Raw genomic sequence first — 11234 nt, forward strand, 5'->3', positions numbered from 1 at the left:
GGGCGCTCGTGGGCTCATCCAACAGCAGCAGCGACGGGCGGCGCAGGAACGCGCGCGCCAGGGCCAGGCGCTGGCGTTGCCCGCCGGACAGGCGGCTGCCCCGCTCGCCCACGGGCTCATCCAGGCCGCCGGGCAGCGCGCGCACGAAGTCCTCCGCGTGCGCCAGCCGCAGCGCCTCCCACAGCGCGTCGTCCGGCGCGTCCGGCTGGCCCAGGCGCAGGTTGTGGCGCACGGTGCCGGAGAAGAGCACCGGCTCCTGCGGCACCCACGCCAGCTGCGCGCGCACGCTGGAGGCCTTGAGGGAGGACAGCGGCACGCCGTCCCACTTCACCTCGCCGCCGGAGGGCGGCAGGAAGCCCAGCAGCACGGAGAACAGCGTCGTCTTGCCCGCGCCGGACGGGCCCACCAGCGCCACGCGCGCGCCGGCGGGAATCGTCAGGTCCACGCCCTTGAGCGCCTCGCGTCCGTCCGAATAGGTGGCGCGCACGCCGGACAGCTCCAGGGCGCGCGACAGGGGAGGGGCCTCTTGCCCCTCGTCCGGCGGCACCGGCGCGTCCGCGAGCGAGAACAGCCGCTCCGCCGCCGCCAGCCCCGTCAGCACCTGCGACAGCGTGCCGCTCAGCGACTTCACCGGCTGGTAGAGCAGCAGCGCCGCCGCCATGAAGGACAAGAGCCGCCCGGCGAGCGTCGGGTCCATGGACACCGCGCGAGCCCCCCACGCCACCGCCACCGCCACGCCGACGATGCCCAACAGCTCCACCGTGGGGCTGAAGGCGCCGCGGATGAAGAGCGAGCGGCGCATCTCCGACAGGTAGGCCTCCGCCTCCGCGTCGAACGACTCCAGCGCGCGGGGCACCGTGCCGTAGGCCTGGACCACGGGGAGGTTCTGCAGCTGCTCGGCGGTGATGGCGCTGAGCGCACCCAGATTGGCCTGCGAGCGGGTGGCCACCTTCTTGAGCGAGCGCGCGAAGCGGCTCACCGGCACCACCGTCACGGGCACGACGACGAACGTGAAGAGAAAGAGTTTCGCGTCGATGAGGAAGCAGGTCGCCAGCAGTGCGACAATCTGCAGCCCATCCCTTACGTACGATGACAACGCCTGGGTGACCGAAAACTCCACCAGGGGTACGTCCGAGGTGAACCGGGAGACGATTTCCCCCGAGTGGCGCTGCTCGAAGAAAGCCGGCGGCTGGGCGAGCAGGCGCCCGTAGAGAAAGCCTCTCAGGTCGGCCATCACCCGCTGGCCCAAGCGCTGCATCAGGCCGCCCTGCAGGAACTGGGCGGTGGCCTTCACCAGGGCCACGGCCACCACCAGCAGGGGCAGCCGGGACAGCAGGACCTCCGGCGCCAGGGTCATCCCCGCGACGGTGACGGGGGCGCCGGTGAGGACGGCGCGCAGCAGGGGGCCGACGATCCAGGCGTAGGCCGAGGTGGCGGCAGCGGCGGTGAGCGAGGCCAGCGTGCCCGCGAGGAGCAACCGGCGGTAAGGGCTGAGGTAGCCCAGGAGCCGGCGATAGACGTGCGCGGAGGGACGGGGGGCCACGGAGGGGGGGCACTCTGTCACCGAGGCGACGGTGCCGTCCAAGCCAAAGGGGTGTGGGAAGCGCGCGTGCATGGCCGCCCGCCCCACGGCCGGTCAGGGAGCGCTCGCGCCCGCCTGCGTTGCCGCATCCCACACGTGCGGACAGCTTGAGATGCGCCATGGAAACCAACTCCGAGAAAGAAGTCCTGTTCAATCCCGGCTGCGAGTCGGTCGTCGATGATGAAGAGCGCCGCCGTCTGCTCTGGCTGATGGCCGAGTACTTCCGCACCATTGGTTACTCGGACATCAAGGCCCGGCTCCCTGGCTTCATGCCGCCGCCCGTGCTCTCCGGCACCATTGAAGACCACCGGCCGGACTTCACCTGCCGCCAGTCCGACTCCGCCCGCACGCCCATCATCCTGGAGATCGTCACCCCGGGCATGGTGGATGATCCGACCGCGGAGAACCGCTGGAGCCTGCTGGCGAGCGCCGCGAAGCTCTACAACGCCGAGCTGCACTTCGTGGTCCCCAAGTGGTCCACCAGCGGCCCCGTGGACCCGGCCCTCAAGCGCCGGCTTGCCCGCATGGAGCTGACGGTCAACCGCGTCTGGACCGTGTAACGCTGAACCCCTGCTTCACACAGGGTTGGACCGGGCCTGGATTGCTGGCGTGTTTCGCTGCGTTATAGTGACTCCGATTCTCTACGCAGCTTGAAAACGCCAGCAATTTCCAGGGGTTCGATTCAATGGCAGGGGCCGCAGGGCAGAAGCGCGACTACTACGAGGTCCTGGGCGTCCAGAAGAACGTTACGGCGCAGGACCTGAAGAGCGCGTTCCGGAAGGTCGCGTTGCAGTACCACCCGGACCGCAACCCCGGGAACCACGAGGCCGAGGAGAAGTTCAAGGAGGCCTCGGAGGCCTATGAGGTCCTGAGCGATCCCGACCGGCGCACGAAGTACGACCGCTTCGGACACGCGGGCAACCCCTTCGGGGACGCGGGCGGCGGCTTCCAGGGCGTCAACATCAACGACATCTTCGGGGAGATCTTCGGCGACATCTTCGGGGGTGGCGGCGGGCGTGGCCGGCAGCGCAACAGCCGGGGCGCGGACCTGCGCTACAACCTGGAGATCAGCTTCGAGGAGGCGGCGTTCGGCTGCCGCCCGAAGGTGACCATTCCCCGTCCGAAGAAGTGCGAGACCTGCTCCGGCTCCGGCAGCAAGAGCGGCGCGGCGCCCCGGCAGTGCGCGGCGTGCGGCGGCAGCGGAGAGCTGCGCTACTCGCAGGGCTTCTTCGCGGTGTCCCGGCCGTGCGGTGACTGCGGCGGTTCGGGCGCCACCATCCCGGATCCGTGCGCCAGGTGCCGGGGCTCCGGGAAGACGCCGTCGGAGGAGGTCATCGAGGTCGCCATCCCGGGCGGCGTGGACAACGGCACGCGCGTGCGGCTGGGCGGCATGGGCGAGCCGGGAGACCGGGGCGCGCCCGCGGGCGACCTGTACGTGACGGTCATCGTGCGCGAGCACCCGCTGTTCCAGCGCGAGGAGTACGAGGTCTTCTGCGAGGTGCCGGTGTCCTTCACGCAGGCGGCGCTGGGCGCGAAGATCGACGTGCCCACGCTGGACGGCAAGGTGAAGATGACCATTCCGCAGGGGACCCAGTCCGGCAAGGTGTTCCGCCTGCGCGGCAAGGGCATCCCGCACCTGCACAGCCAGCAGCGCGGGGATCAGCACGTGCGGGTCATCATCGAAACGCCCACGGAGCTGTCCTCCAAGCAGCGTGAGCTGCTGGAGCGCTTCGCGGAGGTGTCCGGCGAGGAGACCCATCCCCAGTCGAAGTCCTTCTTCGACAAGGTGAAGGAGCTCTTCGGCTGATTCGCCTGCGACGTTTCCCTTCTCCCGTGGAGGGGAAGGGAAACGTTGTTCATGGCGACGAGGGCTGGCTTGTCAGCCAGAACCAGTCGCCATTGCTTCGAAGCGCTCCTCCCATGAAGTTCGAGAAGGTGCTGGCGATCTCCGGGCAATATTCGGGATCGGGAAACATCTCGCGATAGCCATCGCGAAGGGGATATCGGCCAGCTCGCGCGGAACCGACATCCAGGATGATGCAGTTGCCGTCCTTGACCGCGCAGATGGACCACCAGTCAGCGGGTCCTCTGTCGTCGGTGTCCTTCCCGCGGATCGCGACGCGCGCGCGGACGATTTGTGCGAGCGGATGGAAGCGGAACGGGGGATCGATCCGGTCGAAGAGATCTGCCCCATCGCAGTGCAGATAGAACGCACGCAGGTCCGGATCCAACTTCCAACCTGCCCGCTGCTCGAAGGCTTCGATCTGCTCGGCTGTGGCGGGCGGATTCGGAAAGTGCCGCTGGGAAATCTCCAGCAGCATCGCGCTCATCGGATCCGGTTCATTCGCCATAGGGATAGTCGACTCCCACGCTGTTCCATGGCGGTGTTCCGGCATAGCACTGGCCATAGGAGTCCGTGACGTACTGATGAAGGTCTTGGGGCAGCGGAATCACATTGTCCCAGTCGACAGGGTTGCCGCCGTGACCCAGGTCGAAGACGTGGTGCCCTTGCCAGGGTGTGCCGCCCGCGTCGCTCGGCCAGGCCCCCATGCGCTTCGCCCACTCGCGACGGAACGTGTCGCGGATGTTGTTCCAGCGACTGCGGCTCGCTCGCGTCGCGGCTGGCGCAACGGGTGGGTAGTTGCAGCAGCAGTGCGTCACGCCGTACCGGCTGCCCGCGTGGACGACAGGCCCTTCGAAGTCCATCTTGATGTCCGCCAGCCAGATGCAGCCCATGAGCGTGTTGCCCGTCGCCGCGCACTTGCTCTCGCAGGAGCGCATGAACGCGGGTCTGCATTGCCATGGGCCATAGTGGATGACCGTGCGGAAATGACCTCCTCCGGGGACGGCGACCTGGGGCCCCACCCATTTTCGGCCAGGGCCTGCCAATGCGGGAGTCACCGAGCCGCAAGCCGTGGAGGCAAGCGCCAGGGCCACAATGGCGGAGATGCTCCATCACGGGGAGCGGGAAGGGTGGGTTTCCACGGTCACGATGTTAGAGCGTCCGCCGCCTGCGCCGCGATGTGTCCATGGTCGCCGGCCAGGCGTGCGTTCCCACCCACGCGGGGTGCGGTCCCGTGGCCACGGGGCAGGGGCTCCCCTCGGTGACGCACGCGGGCACGCGCGGTGCACTGAAGCGGACGTTCCAGGGGAATCTTCCCCCCGCTCAAGTGTCGACGGAGCCTCACCCGCGCTGCTATGCACCTCGCCATGGAAGTCCTCTCCGCATCGCGCCGCGCGCTCGTCGCCGCGCTGGCCCTGACGTTGACCGCCTGCCCCAAGTCGCCCTCCCGCACCGACAGCCGGGACGGCACCTCCGGGGACGACACCACCCAGAACAACCGCCCGCGCGTGGAGGTGAAGCAGGACGCCACCGCGAACGCCGCGCTCGCGCAGGCCCGCACCCAGGCGCAGGGCAACCCGGACAAGAAGCAGGCCGCGGAGGCCTACCTGTCCGTGCGCAAGGCGTACCCCGCCACCACCGCCGGCCAGGACGCGCTCTACAACGCGGGCGTCCTCTACTTTGAAGCGAAGGACTACGCGAACGCGCGCAAGACCTTCAACGAGCTGCTCTTTGAAAACCCCCTCTACGCCCAGGCCGAGGACGCCAAGCACAAGCTGGCCGTCTCCGCCATGGAGGTGGGCGCCTACCGCGACGCGTACCAGACGCTCATCAGCCTGGCGGAGCGCGCGGAAGGGGCGGAGAAGGAACAGCTGCTGAAGGAGGCCGCGCGCGCGGCCGAAGGCGCGGGCCTGTACTCGCAGGCGCTGTCGTCCGCCGTGAAAGAGGCGGGTGACGCCCAGACTTCCGAGGAGAAGTCCGCCGCCGTGACGAAGGTGGAGCAGCTGGTGGAGGGCCGCGCCAGCTTCCTCGACATCGCGCGCGTGCAGGAGGGGCTGTCCCCGTCCAACCCCGCGTGGCCGGTGCTCCAGTTCAAGCTGGCGCGCATCTACTACCACCTGCGTGACTGGACCCGCCTGGAGGAGACGCTCCAGACGTACCTGCGCGAGGCGCCCAACAGCACCTTCGCGCCGCAGGCGAAGGAGCTGCTCGCGCGTGCCACCCGCCGCGTGGAGGTGCGCCCGCGCACGGTGGCGGTGCTGCTGCCCATGACGGGCCGCTACCAGCCCATTGGCGAGGCGGTGCTGCGCGGCGTGAAGCTGGCCCTGCAGGGCAGCGACATCGAGCTGGTGGTGAAGGACACGCAGGGCGACGTCAACAAGACGGGCACGGCGATGGAGCAGCTGGCGTTCGACGACGGCGCCATCGCGGCCCTGGGGCCCCTCTTGGTGGACGACACCAAGCGCGCGGCGCTGCTGGCGGAGGAGCTGCAGGTGCCGCTTTTGACGCTGAGCCGTCAGGAGGGCATCACGGACATTGGTCCGTACGTCTTCCGCAACATGCTGACGAACTCCGCGCAGGCGCGCGCCATCGCGGACTACGCGATGAACGTGAAGGGCTACAAGCGCTTCGCGGTGCTCTACCCGAACATCCCGTACGGCGTGGAGCTGGCGAACGAGTTCTGGGACGACGTGGTGTCGCGCGGCGGCGCGGTGCGTGGCGCGGAGTCGTATTCGTACGACCAGACGACGTTCACCGGTGAAGCCAAGCGCCTGGTGGGCCGCTACTACCTGGAGGACCGCGGCGACTACGCGGAGGCCGTGCGCGACGTGCAGGGCGAGGGCATCACGGACGCCTACCGCCGCCGCAAGGCGATGGAGAAGGCGAAGAGCGGCGTGGAGCCCATCATCGACTTCGAGGGCCTCTTCATCCCGGACGACTGGCGCCGGGTGAGCCTGGTGACGCCCGCGCTGGCGGTGGAGGACATCGTCACCAACGCGTGCGACCCGCGCGACCTGGAGCGCATCCGCAAGACGACGGGCAAGAAGGACCTGAAGACCGTCACGCTCTTCGGCACCAACCAGTGGTCCAGCCCCAAGGGCCGCTCGGGCCTGCCGGAGCTGCTGGAGCGCGGCGGCAAGTTCGTCACCTGCTCGGTGTACGTGGACGGCTTCTTCGTGGACTCGCAGCGGCCGGCGACGCAGAAGTTCGTGAAGAGCTACCGCGACGCGTACCGCGAGACGGGCCGCGACCCGGGCCTGCTGGAGGCCATCGGCTACGACTCGGCGCGCATGGTGCGGCAGGTGCTGGACAAGCAGCGCCCCAACACGCGCGCGGCCATGCGTGAGGCGCTGGCGGGGCTGAAGGACTTCGACGGCGCCACCGGCAAGACCTCGTTCAACGACAAGCGTGAAGCGGACAAGCAGCTGTTCCTGCTGTCCGTGGACAACAAGGGCGTGAACGAGATCAACGTGGAGAAGGAGAAGGCCGCCGTCCGCGGCTCGGGTTCATGAGCCTGCGCGCCGGGGGCTTCGTCCTCGTGGGCGCGCTCGCGCTCACGGGCTGCGCGCACACGGCCGCGGGCCTGTCGCCGGACACGGCGGGCCGGTTGGCGTCCACGCCCGGGGGCTTCCTCTCCGGCGCGGTGGAGGGCTTCGACGGCGAGCCCACCGTGCTCAACCGCAAGGACTTCATCTGGGCGCTGGACTTCGCGCCCACGGGCCACCGGGTGGCGTACACGCGCCTGGGGGACAAGGCGTACCACGTCTCCATCTGGGACCTGACCTCTGGATACGCGGGCGCGCCGGTGATGCGCGCGGATCCGTCCGTCAACGCGCAGCAGTACGACCTGGAGGGCGTGGCCTTGTCTCCGGACGGCGCGCGCGTGGCCACGGTGAGCCGCAGCGGCGCGGTGCAGCTCTTCGACGCGGCGACGGGTGCGCAGGTGGCGGTGCTGGCCACGGAGGAGCCGCTGGTGTCGGTGGCCTTCCATCCGGATGGTCAGTGGCTGGCGGTGGGCAGCGCGGCGGGGCTGGTGTCCCTCTTGTCCGTGCCCCAGCTGGGGTTCGGCGCGGAGGCGCGGCTGCACTCGGGGCCGGTGAGCGCGCTGGCGTTCGCGGCGGACGGGACGCTGTACTCGGGCGGCTGGGACGGGCACGTGCGCGCGTCGGACACGCCGGAGCAGGCGCTGAAGCCGGACGTGGCGCGCACGCACTTCGAGCGGCGCGGCGGGTTCGCGGCGGTGCAGGGCCGCGTGGACAGCGGGCCGCCGGTGGTGCTGGCGCTGGACTCGCGCACGCCGGCGGTGGTGCTCACCACGGCGGCGGCCACGGCGTCTGGCATCGACGTGGCGTTCCTGAAGGACACCGTCACCGTGCCGGGCGCGCTGGGCAACAGCGTGGCGCGGCTGGCGCGCGGACGCACGCTGCGCTTCAAGGCGATGACGCTGCCGGGCGTGGACGTGGCGGTGTGTGACGCGTGCGTGCCGCAGGGCAGCCAGGGGGTGCTGGGTGCGCCCTTCAGCGAGCGCGTGGACACGGCCTTCGACGAGACGACGGCGGAGGCGGTGCTCACGCTCAAGGCCGGTGTGCCGGAAGGGACGCCCACGCTGACGGCGCGGGCGCTCACGCCGCGCCTGGACTTCACCTTCCCGGCGCACGTCAACGACGTCACCGTGGACGCGCGCGGCAAGCGCCTGGGCGTGGCCTTCAGTCAGGAGAAGGCGGAGCGCAACCGCACCGTGTACGAGCGCGAGCGCAAGGGCCTGCAGGAGCCCCAGGGCCCGTGGAACGCGGGCGCGCTGGTGGACGCGGCCTCCGGTCAGGTCCTGCGCAAGTGGGAGCTGCACCACGGCGTGGTGTCCACCGCGGCCATCGCGCCGGATGGGCGCTCGCTGGTGTCGGGAGGCTGGGACCGGCGCGTGTACCTCTTCACCGAGGGCGCGGCGGAACCCAAGGGCGAGCTGGAGTTCGGCTGGTCCGTGCGGCGCGTGCGCTTTGGCCCGGACGGGCGTCAGGTGGGCGTGGCGGCGTGGACGCCGCAGAAGGCCACCGGCAGCCAGGAGAGTGACCCGGCCGCGGTGCTGGTGGGCGTGCGCTACGCGTCGTCCCCCACGGTGGAGACTCGCGCGGCTCAGTAGTTGAGGAACACGGCGCTGCGCGGGACACCGCGCTGGCCCAGCTGGGCCATCACGTCCTGCACCATGTCGTGGGGGCCGCACAGGAACGCGATGGCGTGCTCCAGCCGCTCCTCGCCCAGGTGGGCCTGCACGTAGCCGGTGAGGCCCTGCCAGCCGCTGGCGCCGGGGCGGCTCACGGTGCACAGCACCCTCACCCCGTCCTGCTGCCACTGCTTCAGCTCGCCCTGGTACGCGAAGCTGTCCGGCGTGCGCGCGCCGAAGTGCAGCGTCACCTGGCCGTACGCGCCGCGCTCCTGCCGCACGGCGGCGATGACGGGGCGGATGGCGGAGATGCCGGAGCCGCTGGCGAACAGCAGCAGGTCCCGGCCGCGCGCCTTCTCCATGGGGAAGCCGCGCCCCACCGGCCGCGTCACCTCCACACGCGCGCCCACGGGCAGGTGCAGCAGCGCGGACGGCAGCGAGCCCTCGTCCTTGAGGAGGAACTCCCACGTCGTCCCGCTGGGAGCGGGCGGCGAGGCGATGGCGAACATGCCCGCCTCCCCACCCGGCAGGCGCAGCTGGACGTACTGCCCCGGGTGGACGTGCGAGCCCACGAGCGGCGTCCCGCCGATGTCGAGCACCCAGTCGGTGAGGCCATTCGCCGAGGGTGTGCGGGCGGTGACGGTGGCGGTGTGCCAGTCGCTCATGGGTGACTTTCTAACCCGTCCTCCTGACGCGTGCCTGCCCCTGCTAGAGTCGGCCCCGTGAAGACCGTGTTCTGGCTGTTCATGTTCCTCGTCGGCCTGGCCGGCGTCGTGATTCCGCTCACCTACCTGTACACGGCCAGCAAGCTGCCGCGGCTGGAGAGCGAATTCGACGTCGAAAGCCAGCTGCGCCATCGCATCGAAGGCGACCGGATGAGCGTGCTGGCCAGCCGGATGGACCAGGGCGGCCGGGAGCGCGCGGCGGTGACCTTCACGCGGCCGGACTTCTCGCGGATGCCCAAGGACCTGGTGGCGCTCTACATCCGGCAGATGGAGTGCCCCACCTACTTCCAGACGCCTCGCGAGGACGGCCGCGCGTGGGCGTGGCGCCTGTTCGCGGGCGTGACGCTGGGCGCCTCGCCGCCGGGGGATGGCTCCTGCGAGCGGTGGCTGGCGATGCGCATCGCGCGGGAGATGGGCATCGAGGGGGACCTGCCGCTGTCCGTGGCCGCGCACCGGCTGCATGCCTTCTTCCAGAAGGACCAGCTGGTCGCCTACGACCTGTCCACCATCCGCTTCGAGCGCGGCGTCATCGGCGTGGAGGACGCGGCCCGCAAGCTCTTCGGCCGGGAGCTGGGCGAGCTCCAGCTGTCGGAGCTGGCGGAGCTGCAGCTGGCGCTGCCGCCGTACGGGTTCTACAGCGACATCAAGGCGTGCAAGAACGCGAGCCTCATCCGGCAGAACCGCGACATGCTGTTGCAGGACCTGGCGGGCTACGCGCTGGTGAGCGAGGAGCGCGCGCGCAACGCCATTGCCCAGCCGGTGGCGTGCCTGTCGGTGAAGTAGCGGGCCGTTTTCAGCGCCGCACCTCCGCGGGCACCTGCGACAGCCAGCCCACCTCCAGCGCGCCCCACAGGCCCAGCAGGATGGCCTCCGCGGCGTCGTGGCGCAGCGAGGTGGGGCGGGGCGCCAGCGACCAGTCGATGACCCGCCGCGCGAGCCCGTCCGCGGCGTCCTTCGCCTGTGAGCCGCTGCGCTGCTCGCGCGCGTAGAGCAGCCGGTGGCGCCAGTCCTCGGCGGCCACGCGCAGCACCGGCAGGGCGCGGCGCAGGGCCTCGCGCTCCCAGACGTCCGCGATGGGGCCGCCGCCCTCCAGCACCAGCCACGTGAGCGGGGCTGCGCCCTGGAGCACGGCGGGCACCGCGCGCTTGAGCCGCGCGTGCGTGCCGAAGTTCCGCGAGCGGTACCACTGCAGCCGCCCGTCCGCGCCGAAGCGCGCCAGGCCGCAGCGCAGGCCCAGGTCCACCGCGAGCAGCGCAGGGCCTGGGGGCGCGGTCATGGCACGAAGGCTACTTGAGGTAGCGCTGCTTCCAGCCGCGAAGGTCCTCGAGGATCTCCGCGCGGCCCGCCGAGTCGTCCGCGTTCTCCAGGCGCTTGATCTGCTTGTCCAGGTAGTTGAGGGCGGCCTGCTGGGTGAGCCCCTTGTGGACCTTGTTGTCGGCGTACAGGGGGCTGCTCTCCACCTGCTTCACGGTGGCGATGATCTGATCCCGCACGGCGGCTTCGCTGGAGGACGGCCTGGGCGTGGGCGACGGGCCTTCGCGGACGGGCTTCGCGACGGCGGCCTTGGCGACGACCGGCTCCTGCTTCGCCGGCGGAGGCGGTTCGGCGACGGGCGTGGGCGCGGGCTCCTGCACGGGCGCGGCGACGACCTCCGGCGCGGGCGTGGGCGGAGGTTCGACCTTCGGCGCGGGAGGCGGTGTTGGCGCGGTGACGACGACGGGCGGAGGCGTCTGGGTGTTGCCGCGCGTGGCGACGACCACGCCCACGGCGGCGAACAGGACGGCCGCGCCCACGGCGACGGGCACGAAGCGGCGCAGGGAGGAGGTCTCCTCCTGGGGCACCATCAGGTCGTCCTGCGGGATGGGCGGCGGCACCTGGGTGGTGGGGCGGCGCGCGTCCGCGTCGCTGACGACGGCGGCGGCGGCG

Annotated in this window: 10 protein-coding genes and 1 pseudogene; 5 read left to right on the forward strand and 6 right to left on the reverse strand. The window is 70.8% G+C overall.

Annotated elements, in window-relative coordinates; translation table 11 throughout:
- A partial coding sequence (locus tag D7X55_RS26525; protein ID WP_147470212.1) for an ABC transporter ATP-binding protein occupies positions 1-1543 on the reverse strand: 1543 nt, incomplete at its 3' end.
- 158 nt (positions 1544-1701) lie between these two features.
- Between D7X55_RS26525 and D7X55_RS26530 the strand changes: the two genes are divergently transcribed.
- Entirely contained in the window at positions 1702-2142 is a 441-nt protein-coding gene (locus D7X55_RS26530) for a hypothetical protein (RefSeq protein WP_120548123.1), read from the forward strand.
- A 125-nt stretch (positions 2143-2267) separates the two neighbouring features.
- Positions 2268-3389 (forward strand): molecular chaperone DnaJ, encoded by a 1122-nt coding sequence (gene dnaJ / locus D7X55_RS26535; protein WP_120548124.1) that lies wholly within the window; start codon positions 2268-2270, stop codon positions 3387-3389.
- A 49-nt stretch (positions 3390-3438) separates the two neighbouring features.
- Here dnaJ and D7X55_RS26540 read toward each other — a convergent pair whose 3' ends face one another.
- Positions 3439-3912 (reverse strand): SMI1/KNR4 family protein, encoded by a 474-nt coding sequence (locus tag D7X55_RS26540; protein ID WP_120548125.1) that lies wholly within the window; start codon positions 3910-3912, stop codon positions 3439-3441.
- Positions 3913-3922: 10 nt separating this feature from the next.
- Positions 3923-4363 carry a hypothetical protein gene (locus tag D7X55_RS26545; RefSeq protein ID WP_233610082.1) on the reverse strand — a complete coding sequence of 147 codons (441 nt, stop codon included), beginning with the start codon at positions 4361-4363 and terminating at the stop codon, positions 3923-3925.
- A 429-nt stretch (positions 4364-4792) separates the two neighbouring features.
- Here D7X55_RS26545 and D7X55_RS26550 point away from each other — a divergent pair, with 429 nt between their 5' ends.
- Entirely contained in the window at positions 4793-6937 is a 2145-nt protein-coding gene (locus D7X55_RS26550) for a penicillin-binding protein activator (protein WP_233610083.1), read from the forward strand.
- A complete protein-coding gene (locus D7X55_RS26555) occupies positions 6934-8562 on the forward strand; it encodes a WD40 repeat domain-containing protein (protein ID WP_121724522.1) in 1629 nt (542 codons plus the stop codon). The genes D7X55_RS26550 and D7X55_RS26555 overlap by 4 nt, the downstream gene beginning before the upstream one ends.
- On the opposite strand, the gene D7X55_RS26560 is transcribed toward D7X55_RS26555, so the two are convergent.
- Complete coding sequence (locus tag D7X55_RS26560) at positions 8556-9248, reverse strand: NAD-binding oxidoreductase (RefSeq protein WP_121724523.1); 693 nt, start codon at positions 9246-9248, stop codon at positions 8556-8558. The genes D7X55_RS26555 and D7X55_RS26560 overlap by 7 nt on opposite strands.
- Positions 9249-9305: 57 nt before the next feature.
- Here D7X55_RS26560 and D7X55_RS26565 point away from each other — a divergent pair, with 57 nt between their 5' ends.
- A complete protein-coding gene (locus D7X55_RS26565; protein ID WP_120548130.1) occupies positions 9306-10091 on the forward strand; it encodes a transglycosylase domain-containing protein in 786 nt (261 codons plus the stop codon).
- A 10-nt stretch (positions 10092-10101) separates the two neighbouring features.
- Here D7X55_RS26565 and D7X55_RS26570 read toward each other — a convergent pair whose 3' ends face one another.
- Complete coding sequence (locus tag D7X55_RS26570; protein ID WP_121724524.1) at positions 10102-10584, reverse strand: hypothetical protein; 483 nt, start codon at positions 10582-10584, stop codon at positions 10102-10104.
- Between the two features lie 10 nt (positions 10585-10594).
- Positions 10595-11234: pseudogene (locus D7X55_RS26575) on the reverse strand (serine/threonine protein kinase); the annotation flags it as partial.

Origin of the sequence: Corallococcus sp. AB049A, from assembly GCF_003668885.1 — a bacterium.
Classification (GTDB): Bacteria; Myxococcota; Myxococcia; order Myxococcales; family Myxococcaceae; genus Corallococcus; species Corallococcus interemptor.